This is a genomic window from Acinetobacter sedimenti, from assembly GCF_022601685.1.
GTDB lineage: Bacteria > Pseudomonadota > Gammaproteobacteria > Pseudomonadales > Moraxellaceae > Acinetobacter > Acinetobacter sedimenti.
The window spans coordinates 57,130-71,708 of the sequence record NZ_JAKUML010000007.1 but is presented as its reverse complement, the minus strand read 5'-3'; the positions used below and the strand labels follow the sequence as shown (position 1 = coordinate 71,708).

Below are 14,579 nucleotides of genomic sequence, written 5' to 3'. Positions count from 1 at the left end.
ACACGAAAAACCATTTGATAAAATAAGGCGCTCTTTATACCATAGACTTGTTTAAATTACCAAAAGTTTTTATAGATCATGAATAGTTATCAATCTGCTCCAAGTCGCCTAATTAAATCCCCTGAGGCCATCGAAAAAATGCGCATTGCGGGACGACTGGCGGCAGAAGTACTGGATATGATCAAACCATACATCGTACCCGGTGTAACCACACTCGAACTTGATACTCGCTGTCATGACTATATTGTCAATGTGCAAAATGCCATTCCTGCGTGTTTAGGTTACGGTGGTGGTCATGGTCGTCCAGCTTTTCAGCACAGTATTTGTACTTCAGTCAATCACGTGGTCTGCCACGGTATTCCAGCAGATAATAAAGTCTTGAAAAAAGGCGACATTCTCAATATTGATGTCACCGTGATTAAAGACGGCTATCACGGCGATACCAATATGATGTATGTGGTCGGCGGTGAAACGACTATCTTGGCTGATCGTCTATGCAAAGTCGCACAAGAAGCAATGTATATCGGCATGGAAACGGTTCGTGCAGGTTCATTTGTCGGTGATATTGGCTATGCCATTCAAAAGTATGTAGAAAGCCAACGCTTTAGCGTCGTCCGTGAATATTGTGGTCATGGCATCGGCACTGTGTTTCATGATGATCCGCAAGTGCTTCATTATGGTCAAAAAGGCACTGGTATGCGCTTAGAAGCAGGCATGACTTTTACCATTGAGCCGATGGTCAACGCAGGTGTTTGGCAAACCAAGACTTTGGGTGATAAATGGACAGTAGTCACGAAAGATCATAAATTGTCTGCTCAGTATGAACATACGATCTTAGTCACCGAAACAGGACTGGAAGTATTAACTGCCCGCCCTGAAGAAGATTTGTCACGTTTTCATGGTTAATCTTGATGCAGTTTGCAATGTAATCAATACATTGGCGTAACTGCCAAAGTCATTCAGTCAAAAAGGTCATGTCAGCATGACCTTTTTACTTTTATAAAAACAAATTTTTCATAAAAAATCGTATTATCAAATACTTAGCGATTACTACGTTTTTACATTTTATTTTTAATAGAAATATCATTGAGTTACAAAAATACATTACTCGTCATTTTCAGCAATAAAACTCCTATACTTTGTGACCTGAGGTTTAACATTCTTTGCGATTTGATGACAGTGTAATTGCAAGTTTGAACAAATAATATGCCCTACAAAATGAATAACAACTTGCAAAAACGGAGTTTTGAATGCAAAAGACCTTATTAACTATCGCCACGAGCAGTTTGATGTGCCTCCCAGTGATTGCACAGGCGGATTCTCCTTTATTTAGTATGCATGATGGTGATGGCTTTAAACGCTTCTCCGTATCTGTTGGTGCGCTTCATGTTATGCCTCAGGGCAAAGCACAGCCTATCCGAGTTAACACTGCTGTCAAAGATGGTGAAGCTGCTAAGGTTGGTGATATTTCCATTGAAGCAGTAAAAAACAATTTAGATCCAAACATGGATTCGAATTCAACAACCGCAATTATTGACCTCTTAGATGGTCTAAACATCGATACATTACCCGCTGCATTAAGTGGCTCTGCTGAAATCTATGGGCTTGAGCAATGGGATAATCCAAATACAGGCTTAGAAGCAGAAGATGTCACAACACTCGGTATTATGAGTAACTACTTCTTTACCGATAATATCTCTTTCGAAATGAAAGCGGGCGTACCACCGAAAGTTGACATCAACGGTAAAGGTAAAATTTACGCACCATTTTCTGCCAAAGCAACACCAGAGCTACTTGGTTTGCCACTTGAGTCTATCGACATGAAGAACGATATTCTCATCACTGATCTTGAAGCATATGGTCCTGTTGCCTCTGCACGTGCATGGACACCTGCATTTGAGTTTCAATATCACTTTGGCAAAACTGGCGTCAATAAATTTCGCCCATATGTTGGCTTAGGTTTGATGTATGCGTATTTCAATGAACTTGAGCTAAATGACCAAACTGAAAAAGACTTGATTGACGCAGGTCATATGATCGCCAACATTAAGGCAGGTCAAGCAGGTGCGTCATTGGATAAAAAAGAAAGTACTGCCAATCCAAAAGTATCACTTGAATCTGAAGATGCCATCGCTCCTGTAGCCACGATCGGCTTTACTTATGACTTTAATGACAAGTGGTTTGCGGTTGGTTCTGTCAGCTATGCACATCTGACTACAGAGTCTACGATCACCGTATCTGATGAGGAATATGGACAACTGATCAAATCGACCAGCGACATTGAAATTAATCCTCTACTCGCCTATGCAGGTATTGGTATGCGATTCTAACTTTCTGCATCGTTAATCAAAGCATTCTTCAGAGTGCTTTTTTTCTATAATTTGCAAAATCTAAGGTAAAATTCTCTTTCTGAGATATTCGACCTAATAACAGAAAATGGGCTATCACGATCTATACCGAATGGGTTCACATGCCGTTATCCTCAACGATCAACAGCAAGTCTTACTCCTCAAGGCAACTTATGGCGAAAAAGCCTGGGGATTACCAGGTGGCGGTCTTGACCCTAATGAAACCATTCATGATGCACTCTATCGGGAATGCTTAGAAGAACTCGGTTGTGAGGTGGAAATGCTATATCTAAGCGGTGTGTATTTTCATCATGTGGTCAATTCGCATGCCTGCATTTTTCGTTGTCAAATCAAAGACAAACAAACCATTCAACTTAGCGAAGAACATAGTGAATATGCGTGGTTTGATTTAGATGAATTAAGTGAAGTACAACGAATCCGTGTGCTCGATTGCTTAAAATTTGATGGTACGGTAATCAGCAGAGCGTTTTAATTTGAGTTCATTTGTGCGAGATTAATGCGCATAAAATCATGCGTGATTTGCTTCAATCGTTCATCCTGCCAAATATCAGCTAACGGAATCACCACATCATCAGCAAGTGGCAATTTTTTGGGATTAAAATGCATACTCTGAAAAGTATCTCCCCACGCAATCAAATCGACATCTAGTGAGATGCTATGCGATGGACGCTTCCGACCTGCATCTTGTTCAAGCTGTTTTAATGAAGTTACAACTTGTTCAACCGTCATACTAGATTCAAGTAAACAGGCTGCATTCCAATAATCTGCCCCAACCTGATCACGACATGGAATTTCATAAATCGAAGACACTTTCCAACTGCCCCACGTTTTGAGCGTGTCTAGGCAAAGTTGTAAATGTTTAGCTTTTTCTAGATTAGTCGCTATGGCGATGGCGTAAATAGTCACGTTGACGCTCGATTTGGATTCCGACGGATTGTGCAGTGGGAATGATAGCAGGCTTGCGCACGGTAATGTTAATTTTTTCAATGGCTTCAAACTGTTGCATCAATGCCACGATCACTAAATCCGCAACGTGCTCGATCAATTTCGGTTTGGCATCCACAATAACTTGCTCGCAGATTTCACAAATTTGCGCATAGTTCAGAGTATCTTCAAGCGCATCGCTTCGACACGCTCGATCAAGATCACATGAGATTTTCAAATCCAATAATAGTGGTTGCAGGATTTGCCTCTCCCATGTAAAGCAACCGATCACCGTATCGACTTTTAACCCTTCAATAACAATGAGATCGGTCATGCTTTACCCCTCTTTCATTAATTTATTGCATCAAATGCTTAATGCATCAATTTTGATTCAGGTTCAATGTCGTGCAACATCTGCAAGCGGTTGTCTGCATAAATATCGGTATATGGCGTAAGCACTCGCATAAAGCGATCGAAATACAGCATTTGCTTGAATAATAAGGCAAAATCACGTGGGAATCGAATGCCGTGACGCTCACCGACGCCAACGATGTCGAGCATAATATCGTTGAGATCGGCAGGTTTGGTACTGAGCAATTCTTGCGGATCAGACAATAACACGCCACTAAATAGCCGCTGTAAATCCTCAGACAAAACTTTGGTATCAATGTTTTGATCGGTCATGCCCATTTGCAACATGTACTTCGCCATGTTGTCATAGTCAGTCTGTTGCAGTGCATCCATAAACTTCATACACGCCGACCACACTTCAGGTTGCAACTGCCCCACAATTCCAAAATCAATAAAACCAATTCGCCCATCACGGAGCAACATCAGATTGCCCGCATGCAGATCGGCATGGAAACTTGGACACATCATCAGACTACCAAACCACGTATTCATCGCACCAATTAATACTTGGCTTGGGTCTTTGGCGTATTTCTTCACCACGTCAAGATCGGTAAGCGGCACGCCATATAGACGCTCCATCGTCAAAACACGACGAGTCGAATGTTGATGATAGACTTTCGGTGCAGTGGCAATGGTATTTTGGCTCACTTGTAGATATTGCTTAAAATCTTCAAGATTTTGCGCCTCTTCAATGAAATCCACTTCACGCACCATGCGTACACGGATTTCATTAACGATGTCGGATAAGGACGCAAATTTGACTTTCGGAACGACACGTTCAAACATTTTTGCTGCGAAATGCACCACACCTAGATCGGTATAAAGAATGGTTTCCACATTCGGCTTTTGTACTTTGATCACCACATCTTCGCCAGTTTTCAGCACGGCAGCGTGGACTTGAGCGATAGATGCAGATGCGAGAGGTTTTTCTTCAATACTTTGGAAAATATCGTTTAAATCTTGCCCTGCAAACTCCTCAGCAAGGACTTGCTGAATATAGCTAAATGGCAAAGCAGGTGTTTGATCTAGACATTTTTGAAATTCTTCCACATATTCACGAGGGAATAATGATGGCGTACTGGCAATAAACTGACCAAGCTTGACGTAAGTTGAGCCAAGCTCTTCAAAAGTTTCACGCATCAATTGCGCTTGATTCGGTTGCTCAGTAGCAAACTTAATACCTGCTTTCGCTGCAACAATAGCGGTTTCGCCCATTCTCGCAACAGAACGCAACCCTGATAATAATTGTTTTTTTCTTTGACTCATCACTGATCTCAAAACGCTTTAAAATGGAATATACAACTGTATTGTGGCGATTGTAGCAAATTTGGCGATTTAAATATTACTAAAAAGTCAGACAATATGCGCAAAATTGTTGATTATTGTTCTTAGACTTTTCCGCAAACTACACAGCTAGCATCAGCACTGAATTTCACGATGCGCTGTTGCATATTAGTGCCATCCCACAACAATAATTTATTCAAAAGTGGAGCACGTCCTAAGCCCAAATACAATAAGGCTTGATGTGCTTGTAAACTCGCCATGACCGCAGGAGTCGTCGTTAATACCCCTGAATTGGCACAACGTCGCTCATCAGAATTTTCATTCGATGACTGAGGAAATACACAGTGGTAGCATGGCTCTGATTTTAACATCATCAACTGCCCTTCCAAACCAAGAGCAGCCGCAGTCAAGAGTGGAATTTTTCTTGCGACGCAAAATTGATTGACCGCATATCGAGTTGCAAAATTATCACAACCATCTAAAACCAAATCAAAATGATCTATAAGTTTAGACGCTAGATCAAGATCAAACTTTTCATTTATCGCTGTCACTTCGACCAGTGGATTGATACTTTTTAAATGTTGAGTTAATACTTCCACTTTCTGTTGACCGATCTGATACGGATCAAAAGCAATCTGACGCTGAATATTACTCAACTCAATCTTATCAAAATCAATAATGGTAATTTTGCCTACGCCCGCACGAACAAGCATTTCGCTGGATGTACAGCCAAGACCACCTGCACCGATAATCAACACATGACTATTTTTTAAATTTTGTTGCGCGTCGATATCCCAGTTATCGAGCAAAATATGCCGACTATAGAGATGTAACTCCTCATCTTTGAGTTGCGCTTGAGCTGATTCATTCATAAAAAATTTTGAAAATCTGAAAAAATTTAAGCTAAATTGGCAAAGCCTTGTTGACGCCATGCCTCATAGACAATCACCGCAGTGGCGTTGGATAAATTTAAACTACGAGAATTCTCTGCCATCGGTAAACGAATCCAGTTTTCTTGCGGAAATAACAATCGAACACTTTCAGGTAATCCACGTGTTTCAGGTCCCATCAGTAGCGCCACAGGACGATTCAAATTCACGATATGCGGTGTGGAAAAACCTTTGGTGGTGAGCGGAAATATTACACTCTCATCAATATCCAGTGTTTTTAATTCAGCAAGACAACTTTGAAAATCATCCCAAATTTTCATTCTCGCCCATTCGTGATAATCCAAACCTGCTCGCTTGAGTTTTTTATCATCCAGCTCAAAACCAAGCGGTTTGATTAAATGCAACTGCGCACCTGTATTGGCACACAGTCGAATGATATTGCCTGTATTGGCAGGAATTTCAGGCTCAAATAAAATAACGTGAATCACGCAAACACTCAACGTTGTCAGACTAAAAACGAGGGCTATTGTACATGATTTTTAGGTTCAACTTTGCACAGTATTAACGCAAAGGAAAACATTCCAAGCCAAACAGGAATTATTTGAATCTCTAATTGAGTTAAATATAACCCAATTAGACATGAGATGGGTTAAAAATCTATCTGATTCGTGGAAGCGTCAGTCGCATTGTTCGAGGATAGGACAATATTAGTAAAATAACGTTCTTCATGGAATTTGATAAATATTAGTATGTGACCGAGTTTGCGACTGACAAATGGTTTTGCCTACTTTTCCCGAAAGAAAAGTAGGTCGAACCGAAGGTTAATCCAGAAATATACACATACACTGCAAGAACTTGCCAAAAATGCAATTCAGCTTAACCTTGCAATTTAAATCATTGCCACTGCAATTGTTCCCGCAGATTGACTACTTCACCAATAATCGTCAAAGTCGGTGCAACAATTTCATGCTCAGCCACTTTCGAAGCAATATCTGCAAGTGTGCCGACCACGACTTTCTGCTCTGGTGTCGTCCCTTTGGACACCAATGCCACTGGCATACTGTCACGCTGACCATGTGCGATCAGCTCCTGACAAATCCGTTCTAATCCAACCAAACCCATATATAAAACAAGCGTTTGATTTTCATAAATCAGCTCATTCCATGGTAGTTCAGGAGCACCTTCTTTAAGATGCCCAGTCAAGAAACGCACGCTTTGCGCATAGTCACGATGCGTTAGCGGAATCCCTGCATAAGCCGAACAACCCGAGGCAGCAGTAATCCCTGGCACAACTTGGAAAGTGACATTGGCAGCAAAAAGCTCTTGAATCTCCTCACCACCACGCCCAAAGATAAACGGATCACCACCTTTTAGACGGCAGACACGTTTGCCTTGTTGAGCAAGTTCCACCAATAAGGCATTAATGCCATCTTGCGGAACGCTATGATCTGAACGTGCTTTCCCCACATAAATCTTGCTCGCATCACGACGGCATAATTCTAAAATTGGCTTCGACACCAAACGGTCATAGACCACCACATCGGCTTGTTGCATCAATCGCAATGCTTTTAAAGTTAAAAGTTCAGGATCACCTGGTCCTGCACCAACCAAATACACTTCCCCTTTTGGTGCAGTCCATTCTGATAAGGCTTGTTGAATTAAATCATGTGCGACATCGAGATTGTCATTAAAGACTTGTTCTTTTAAAGGGCTTGCGTAGAGATTTTCCCAAAAGATTCGGCGTTCATCAGGATTTTGAATTTTGGCTTTAACTCGCTGACGCCAATCCCCTGAGAATGCTGCCAATTTTCCCATACCGTGTGGGATTGAGGTTTCCAGTTGGGTACGAATTTGACGAGAAAGCACTGGCGATGCACCATTCGATGCAACAGAAATGAGCAGCGGTGAGCGGTCAATAATTGCAGGCACCATGAATCGACAGTTTGGAATATCATCCACGCTATTGACAAGGATATTACGTGCTTCGCATTGCTCAAATACGGTACGATTGACCTCAGCATCATCAGTTGCTGCAATCACTAAACGATAGGTTGTGTCCAAATGTTGTGCATCAAATAGTGCTTGCAGATGTTGCCCTGCACTGTTTTGCACCACTTCAAGCAGTTGCGAATCAATTTCAGGCGCAACTACATCAATAATCGCTCCTGCTTTGTGCAAAAGTGTCGCTTTACGCAGGGCAATCTGTCCACCGCCAACGATCAGACAGCGTTGCTGTTGCAACCTTAGAGAAATTGGAAAAATATCCACAATTCGCCTCAATAAATATTAATCTGATCGGACTAATGCAAAAACTGTGCACACTTTCGATGCACAGCCATTTTATTGAATAATTTTAAATCAATTCAGCATTTTAAAATCAATACTTGCTCAACGATGATGACTACAAGATTTTTTAGGCAATGCGAGGCAAGAAAAATGAGGTTTAGTCGAACTAAATGATTTTTTCTTAACGAAGCAGTGTCAAAAAATCTTCAAGTCATTAGTCAATAAAGGTTAAACCGCCCATATAAGGTTGTAACACTTTTGGAATCTCAATCGAACCATCGGCACGTTGATAATTTTCCATCACCGCAAGCAAGGTACGACCCACTGCAAGTCCTGAACCATTTAAAGTATGTACCAATTCAGTTTTCTTTTGATCGACACGATAGCGAGCCATCATACGACGAGCTTGGAAATCGCCCATATTTGAGCATGAAGAAATTTCACGATATGTATCTTGGCTAGGTACCCACACTTCCAAGTCATAAGTCTTGGTCGCACCAAAGCCCATATCGCCACCACACAACAGAATCTTGCGATATGGCAATTCTAACGCCTGTAAAATCCCTTCGGCATGTGCAGTGAGCTCTTCTAAAGCCTGCATTGAAGTTTCAGGCTTGACGATTTGAACCATTTCCACTTTGTCGAACTGATGTTGACGAATCAGACCACGAGTATCACGACCGTATGAACCTGCTTCACTACGGAAACATGGCGTATGCGCTGCATATTTCAGTGGTAAGCGATCGGCATCAATGATCTCATCACGCACGAAATTGGTCACTGGCACTTCAGCGGTTGGAATCAGATAATATTCTTTTTCACCTTGTAGTTTGAATAAATCTTCTTCAAACTTCGGTAACTGACCTGTACCACGCAAGCTATCGGCATTTACCAAATACGGCACATAGGCTTCCGTGTAGCCATTATTCAAGGTATGCGTATCGAGCATAAATTGCGTCAAGGCACGTTGTAGGCGAGCCAAAGGGCCTTTGAGTACGCTAAAGCGTGAACCTGACAATTTGGTCGCCGTTTCAAACTCCAAACCACCCATCCATTCACCAAGATCGGTATGGTCTTTGATCTCAAAGTCAAATGTACGTGGCGTACCCCATTTTAGAATTTCCACATTGTCATTTTCGTCTTTACCTACAGGTACAGATTCATCAGGTAAGTTTGGAATATTTAAAGACTTTTGTGCAATCTCATCTTGTAGCTCCGCCAAAGCGGTTTCTGCTGCTTTGATCTCATCACCAATGGCTTGCATACGAGCCATGATTTCCGAAGCATCGCCACCTTCACGTTTGATTTGACCAACTTGTTTGGCACCTGCATTACGCTCAGCTTGTAGACTTTCTGCCTTGGATTGGATGTCTTTACGACGAGTTTCCAGTGCCGCCCACTCGGCTGCGTCAAGCTGTACGCCACGTTTTGCCAATGCTGTGTTTACAGCATCGATATCATTTCTTAAAAGTTTTGGATCAATCATGAGGTGCTAAAGTAGATAAAAAATTGAATGCGCATAGTGTAAGCGCTGTGAGGTAAAAAATACAGTGGTGAGGATATCTAGGGCTGTAATTTAACTCAAATCTAACCCACCAAATCAGATTTGAGTGGGTATCGTTAATGTTTCTTTCACTTAAAGAAGTGCAAACCAATATTCTGTATTAGCTATTTTTGAAATCGTTAAATCACTAATATTAAATTCTGAATCCTTTTCCGAAAAATACTTCTCAAAGTGATCTTGAGTTGAATCAATATCATCTGTTTTAAAAACACCAACTGTCCACACGCTTCGCAAATCATTATTTGAACCACGAATTTTCGAGTATTTATTCAAATCAGTAATCATATTGTTTAAACATGCTCGTGGTTGAACATTTTGTTTAAACTCTAAAGCCATATATTCATTGATTCTCCAACCTTTTTTCCTGACCAAAAAATCTGGTCTTAATTTCAATTTTATTTTTTCCTTCCTTTTATCGTATTCGTAACTTTCCTCTCTATACCATTCAGGAGAACTGGAATGTTTTGCTAAAAAGTGGGCAAATTCTATTTGAAGCCAAATCTCCCACCCAGTAACATGATTTTTTTGAATAAGTTCAAACTTTTCAACCATTAGCTTGTCATTAAAGAAATCGTTAAGTAAAAGCTTTATATAATCTAAATCTCTGTCCATTTTTATAATCAATCAAATTAAAAAAGGAAATGATGTAACATTTCCTTTTCAATATAATATATTTGTTATCGCTCAGCAATCGGCACCACTTTGCGCAAATCATAGCCAGTATATTCCGCACTTGGCCGAATGATACGATTGTCTGCACGTTGCTCCATCACATGTGCAGCCCAACCTGTAAGTCGGCTCATCATAAAGATTGGCGTAAACAGTTTGGTCGCAATACCCATAAAGTGATACGCCGACGCATGGAAGAAGTCTGCATTACAGAACAGTTTCTTCTCACGCCACATGACTTCTTCACAGCGTACAGATACAGGATAGAGCACGGTATCGCCGACATCATTGGCAAGCTTTTCCGACCAAATCTTGATGATCGCATTACGTGGGTCGCTATCTTTGTAGATCGCATGACCAAAGCCCATGATCTTTTCTTTGCGCTCAAGCATGCCCATCATTTCACGTTCAGCTTCGTCGGCAGATTTCCAGTTTTCAATCATGTCCATCGCTGCTTCATTGGCGCCACCATGTAGTGGACCACGAAGTGAACCAATCGCACCAGTAATACACGAGTGCATGTCTGATAAAGTCGATGCACAAACACGTGCAGTAAATGTCGAGGCATTAAACTCATGCTCTGCATAGAGAATCAACGATACATTCATCACTTGCTCATGTAGTTCATTCGGTTTTTTACCATGAAGCAAATGTAAAAAATGCGCACCGATAGAATCATCATCGGTATTTTCATCAATACGCACACCATCATGGCTAAAGCGATACCAATAAGTAATGATCGACGGAAATACAGCCAGTAAACGGTCGGTCGCATCGTGTTGCTGATCAAACGAGGTTTCCGTTTCAAGATTGCCAAGCATCGAACAACCAGTACGCATCACATCCATTGGGTGTGCATCGGCAGGAATGCGTTCTAACACTTCTTTCAGCGCTTGTGGCAGACTGCGTAAACCTTTTAGTTTTGCTTTATAAGCATCAAGCTGTGCTTGCGTCGGTAGCTCACCGTATAGAATCAAATATGCCACTTCTTCAAACTGACAATGTTCTGCCAAGTCTTGCACATCATAACCACGATAGGTCAGTCCCGCACCACTTTTACCTACAGTTGAAAGCGCAGTTTTTCCTGCAACTTGACCACGTAGTCCTGCGCCTGATAAGACCTTTCCTTCTGCCATGTTTTACTCCAATTCAATTTTTCTATTGATGATTTTAAGGGCTTTTACTCATCGCCCTTGATTTAAACGAGATGACTGTTTACTTACTCTCTTGAAACAGTTTATCCAGAGTCTGTTCAAACTCATGATAATTCAAAAATTCATACAACTCCTTACGCTCTTGCATGATGTCCAAAACATTTACTTGCGTACCGTGCTCACGTACCGAACGCATCACCTGTAACGCTGCTTTTTGCATTGCACGTGTCGCAGAGAGTGGATAGAGCACCATCGAAATACCCTGCTCACCCAATTCTTCTACAGTGTAATATGGCGTTGAACCAAACTCGGTAATATTGGCAAGTACAGGGACACCTACAGCATCGCAAACAGTTTTATACATGGTAATGTCAGTCATCGCTTCGGCAAAGATCGCATCTGCTCCTGCTTCTACATATGCACAAGCACGATCAATGACACCTTGTAGCCCTTCTTTTTGCAAGGCATCTGTACGTGCCATCAAAACAAAATCAGGATCAGTTTTGGCATCAGCGGCAGCTTTGACACGATCAACCATTTCCTCAAGGCTCACGATTTCCTTATTCGGACGATGACCACAACGTTTTTGAGCCGCTTGATCTTCCAAGTGTACCGCTGCAGCACCTGCTGAAATCATCTGTTTGATGGTACGAGAGATATTAAATGCACCACCCCAACCTGTATCAATATCCACTAGAAGCGGTGTATCCACTCGACTGGTAATACGACGGACATCTTCAAGAACATTATCAAGACTGGTCATACCGAGATCAGGCATACCGTATGAATAATTGGCAACACCTGCGCCTGAGAGATAGATGGCACGATAGCCCACTTGAGTTGCCATCATGGCAGCATAGGCATTGACTGTACCCATGATTTGTAAAGGCTTTTCTTCTAACAATGCCGCACGAAAACGTGCTCCAGCTGAATTCTGTGACATAAATTCCTTTCCACTAAAATCATTTTGCCCTAGCAGTATAGAAATAAAATCAAATAAAGCTATGGCATTTTCGAGTAATTATTCTAATTTTAGACCAAAGTGTTAATTTTTATGCCAATTTGCATCGAACCCATACATAAGCTCAAAACTTCTATCACTTTTAAGCTCCCTCAATTCATTCCATCCGTTCAAGCGTCATACTAAGCAAAAGAGAAATCATGCTATAATATAGTCGCAATTTATATGACGCCCTTTTTTCGCCTAGTAACGCCTGTATGAAAACAAAACTTGTCAATCCGCCGAATACCCAGCGTGCAGTCGATCGTTGTACTGTTTTGTTCGACGTGGCAACTGAGCTTTTTATTCAATATGGCTATGACCAAGTCAGCCTTGACCAAATCGTTGAACAAGCTGGTGGTTCTAAGGCAACAATTTATAAGTATTTTGGCAGTAAACAAGGTTTATTTTTGGCAATTTGTCGTGATCGTAGCGATCAATTTATTCACCAGATCGAACTGGCTTGCCAACATGAAAGTGATGATATTCGTGTAAACCTCACGAAATTATTACACGATCTTTATGCGATTTTTACTGATAAAAAAAGCATGGCATTTGATCGATTATTGATGAATATTTCTTCGGAAAACCAAGAGCTTGAGGTTGAACTTTATGATCAAGGTCCAAAGCGTGCATATTCGACACTCGCCAAATATTTAGAAAAAATGGATCAACTTGGCTTCATTGACTGCAAACGCCCAACTGAATCATCAATTTATTTTTTTGGATTTTTTCAAGATTTGCATTGGCGAGCAATGGTAGGTTTACCGATAGACATTATGGATAATGAGCGGATCGACTACTTCGTTGAGCGATTTATTCGTGGTCATGCGATTTAATCAGCTTTAGAAATTAATTAGCCAAGCTCAATCGTTTAGTATTCTTTTTTGTAATACATTTGTTGAAATATATTTATTAATTTTTTGTTTGCATTGACAAAATAAACAGCTGTACACTAGAAGATTATTTTTTTCATTCATAACTCACCAACTCACTGGTTTGTTACAGTTATTTTGTGGACCAACCTATGGCGCTACGGCATTTTCTCACCCTGCGTGACCTCACTCCTTTTGAATTCAAACAACTGCTCGCTCGGGCAACTGAACTCAAACAACTTCACCGAAAATCAGAAGCTTATCAACCCTTTGTCGGCAAAGTTTTAGGTATGATTTTTGAGAAGTCGAGTACACGTACTCGCATTTCATTTGAAGCAGGAATGTGTCAGTTTGGTGGAGATGCAATCTTCTTGTCGCCGAGAGATACACAACTTGGTCGTGGTGAGCCGATTGAAGATTCAGCACGTGTGATTTCACGTATGCTCGACATCATCATGATTCGTACTTTTGGACATGACATTGTAGAAAAGTTTGCAGAATATTCATCTGTTCCGATCATCAATGGTCTAACCGATGATCACCACCCTTGTCAGCTACTTGCCGATATGCAGACGTATTTTGAACATCGTGGCGATATCGAAGGTAAAACGGTTGCGTGGATTGGTGATGGTAATAATATGTGCAACTCTTATATGGAAGCAGCGCAAATGCTTGGTTTTAAACTGCGCATTTCATCGCCTGAAGGTTACACGCCAAATCCAAAATTCTTGGCTGAATTTGCAGATCATGTTGAACTCGTGAATTCACCTGAAGCCGCTGCCAAAGATGCCGATCTGATCGTGACCGATGTATGGGCAAGCATGGGACAGGAAGAAGAACAAAAACTTCGTGAAAAAGCCTTTGCCAACTATCAAGTCAATGAAGCATTAATGCAACTGGCGCATTCTGATTGTTTATTTATGCACTGTTTGCCTGCGCATCGTGGCGAAGAAATTTCAGAAAATATGCTCGATCATCCAAATGCTGTGGTGTGGGATGAAGCTGAAAATCGTCTGCATGCACAAAAGGCTTTGGTTGAATTTTTACTCAATGAACATAGTAAGAAATAAATCATTACTTCAAATGAAAAGCTCACCGATAAGTGAGCTTTTTTATTGCACACCCATCTATGAATTCTTGTTGTTGTCACGTC

General features: G+C 41.2%; 15 protein-coding genes. 5 read left to right on the top strand and 10 right to left on the bottom strand.

Annotated elements, in window-relative coordinates; all coding sequences use genetic code 11:
- Positions 1-78 precede the first annotated feature (78 nt).
- The 3 genes from map (at position 79) to MKI79_RS05760 (ending at position 2,841) form a co-directional block, all read left to right on the top strand.
- A complete protein-coding gene (map, locus tag MKI79_RS05770) occupies positions 79-906 on the top strand; it encodes a type I methionyl aminopeptidase (RefSeq protein WP_241571100.1) in 828 nt (275 codons plus the stop codon).
- A 344-nt stretch (positions 907-1,250) separates the two neighbouring features.
- A complete protein-coding gene (locus tag MKI79_RS05765) occupies positions 1,251-2,330 on the top strand; it encodes an OmpW/AlkL family protein (protein ID WP_241571099.1) in 1,080 nt (359 codons plus the stop codon).
- A gap of 106 nt (positions 2,331-2,436) precedes the next feature.
- Positions 2,437-2,841: an NUDIX hydrolase gene (locus tag MKI79_RS05760; RefSeq protein WP_241571098.1), complete on the top strand. Its 405-nt coding sequence runs from the start codon at positions 2,437-2,439 to the stop codon at positions 2,839-2,841.
- Here MKI79_RS05760 and MKI79_RS05755 read toward each other — a convergent pair.
- The 10 genes from MKI79_RS05755 to prpB all read right to left on the bottom strand — a co-directional run bounded on the left by MKI79_RS05755 (position 2,838) and on the right by prpB (position 12,494).
- Complete coding sequence (locus MKI79_RS05755) at positions 2,838-3,275, bottom strand: 2-amino-4-hydroxy-6-hydroxymethyldihydropteridine diphosphokinase (RefSeq protein ID WP_241571097.1); 438 nt, start codon at positions 3,273-3,275, stop codon at positions 2,838-2,840. The two genes, MKI79_RS05760 and MKI79_RS05755, sit on opposite strands and share 4 nt — an antisense overlap.
- Positions 3,244-3,627 (bottom strand): dihydroneopterin aldolase, encoded by a 384-nt coding sequence (gene folB / locus MKI79_RS05750; RefSeq protein ID WP_241571096.1) that lies wholly within the window; start codon positions 3,625-3,627, stop codon positions 3,244-3,246. The genes MKI79_RS05755 and folB overlap by 32 nt, the downstream gene beginning before the upstream one ends.
- Positions 3,628-3,665: 38 nt before the next feature.
- Positions 3,666-4,970 carry an ABC1 kinase family protein gene (locus tag MKI79_RS05745; protein ID WP_241571095.1) on the bottom strand — a complete coding sequence of 435 codons (1,305 nt, stop codon included), beginning with the start codon at positions 4,968-4,970 and terminating at the stop codon, positions 3,666-3,668.
- A 122-nt stretch (positions 4,971-5,092) separates the two neighbouring features.
- Positions 5,093-5,860: a HesA/MoeB/ThiF family protein gene (locus MKI79_RS05740; RefSeq protein ID WP_241571094.1), complete on the bottom strand. Its 768-nt coding sequence runs from the start codon at positions 5,858-5,860 to the stop codon at positions 5,093-5,095.
- Between the two features lie 26 nt (positions 5,861-5,886).
- Entirely contained in the window at positions 5,887-6,366 is a 480-nt protein-coding gene (locus tag MKI79_RS05735; RefSeq protein WP_241571093.1) for a tRNA (cytidine(34)-2'-O)-methyltransferase, read from the bottom strand.
- A 406-nt stretch (positions 6,367-6,772) separates the two neighbouring features.
- A complete protein-coding gene (gene cysG, locus MKI79_RS05730) occupies positions 6,773-8,146 on the bottom strand; it encodes a siroheme synthase CysG (protein ID WP_241571092.1) in 1,374 nt (457 codons plus the stop codon).
- A 232-nt stretch (positions 8,147-8,378) separates the two neighbouring features.
- The gene (gene serS, locus MKI79_RS05725; RefSeq protein ID WP_241571091.1) at positions 8,379-9,650 is read right to left on the bottom strand and encodes a serine--tRNA ligase; all 1,272 of its coding nucleotides are present in this window, start codon (positions 9,648-9,650) and stop codon (positions 8,379-8,381) included.
- A 150-nt stretch (positions 9,651-9,800) separates the two neighbouring features.
- Positions 9,801-10,340 (bottom strand): hypothetical protein, encoded by a 540-nt coding sequence (locus MKI79_RS05720; RefSeq protein ID WP_241571090.1) that lies wholly within the window; start codon positions 10,338-10,340, stop codon positions 9,801-9,803.
- 65 nt (positions 10,341-10,405) lie between these two features.
- Positions 10,406-11,533 carry a bifunctional 2-methylcitrate synthase/citrate synthase gene (prpC, locus tag MKI79_RS05715; protein WP_241571089.1) on the bottom strand — a complete coding sequence of 376 codons (1,128 nt, stop codon included), beginning with the start codon at positions 11,531-11,533 and terminating at the stop codon, positions 10,406-10,408.
- A gap of 79 nt (positions 11,534-11,612) precedes the next feature.
- The gene (gene prpB / locus MKI79_RS05710; protein WP_241571088.1) at positions 11,613-12,494 is read right to left on the bottom strand and encodes a methylisocitrate lyase; all 882 of its coding nucleotides are present in this window, start codon (positions 12,492-12,494) and stop codon (positions 11,613-11,615) included.
- Positions 12,495-12,769: 275 nt separating this feature from the next.
- Here prpB and MKI79_RS05705 point away from each other — a divergent pair, with 275 nt between their 5' ends.
- Together MKI79_RS05705 and argF are read left to right on the top strand one after the other, a co-directional pair.
- Positions 12,770-13,390 (top strand): TetR/AcrR family transcriptional regulator, encoded by a 621-nt coding sequence (locus MKI79_RS05705; protein ID WP_241571087.1) that lies wholly within the window; start codon positions 12,770-12,772, stop codon positions 13,388-13,390.
- Positions 13,391-13,578: 188 nt separating this feature from the next.
- Positions 13,579-14,496, top strand: coding sequence for an ornithine carbamoyltransferase (argF, locus tag MKI79_RS05700; protein WP_241571086.1), 918 nt, complete (start codon positions 13,579-13,581; stop codon positions 14,494-14,496).
- The last annotated feature ends 83 nt before the right edge of the window (positions 14,497-14,579 follow it).

Excerpts from the sequence above, each read along its gene's own strand:
- folB (WP_241571096.1), bottom strand. The coding sequence starts at position 3,627 with ATGACCGATCTCATTGTTATTGAAGGGTTAAAAGTCGATACGGTGATC.
- MKI79_RS05740 (WP_241571094.1), bottom strand. The coding sequence starts at position 5,860 with ATGAATGAATCAGCTCAAGCGCAACTCAAAGATGAGGAGTTACATCTC.
- MKI79_RS05760 (WP_241571098.1), top strand. The coding sequence starts at position 2,437 with ATGGGCTATCACGATCTATACCGAATGGGTTCACATGCCGTTATCCTC.
- MKI79_RS05765 (WP_241571099.1), top strand. The coding sequence starts at position 1,251 with ATGCAAAAGACCTTATTAACTATCGCCACGAGCAGTTTGATGTGCCTC.
- map (WP_241571100.1), top strand. The coding sequence starts at position 79 with ATGAATAGTTATCAATCTGCTCCAAGTCGCCTAATTAAATCCCCTGAG.
- MKI79_RS05745 (WP_241571095.1), bottom strand. The coding sequence starts at position 4,970 with ATGAGTCAAAGAAAAAAACAATTATTATCAGGGTTGCGTTCTGTTGCG.
- MKI79_RS05705 (WP_241571087.1), top strand. The coding sequence starts at position 12,770 with ATGAAAACAAAACTTGTCAATCCGCCGAATACCCAGCGTGCAGTCGAT.
- MKI79_RS05720 (WP_241571090.1), bottom strand. The coding sequence starts at position 10,340 with ATGGACAGAGATTTAGATTATATAAAGCTTTTACTTAACGATTTCTTT.
- prpC (WP_241571089.1), bottom strand. The coding sequence starts at position 11,533 with ATGGCAGAAGGAAAGGTCTTATCAGGCGCAGGACTACGTGGTCAAGTT.
- prpB (WP_241571088.1), bottom strand. The coding sequence starts at position 12,494 with ATGTCACAGAATTCAGCTGGAGCACGTTTTCGTGCGGCATTGTTAGAA.
- argF (WP_241571086.1), top strand. The coding sequence starts at position 13,579 with ATGGCGCTACGGCATTTTCTCACCCTGCGTGACCTCACTCCTTTTGAA.
- serS (WP_241571091.1), bottom strand. The coding sequence starts at position 9,650 with ATGATTGATCCAAAACTTTTAAGAAATGATATCGATGCTGTAAACACA.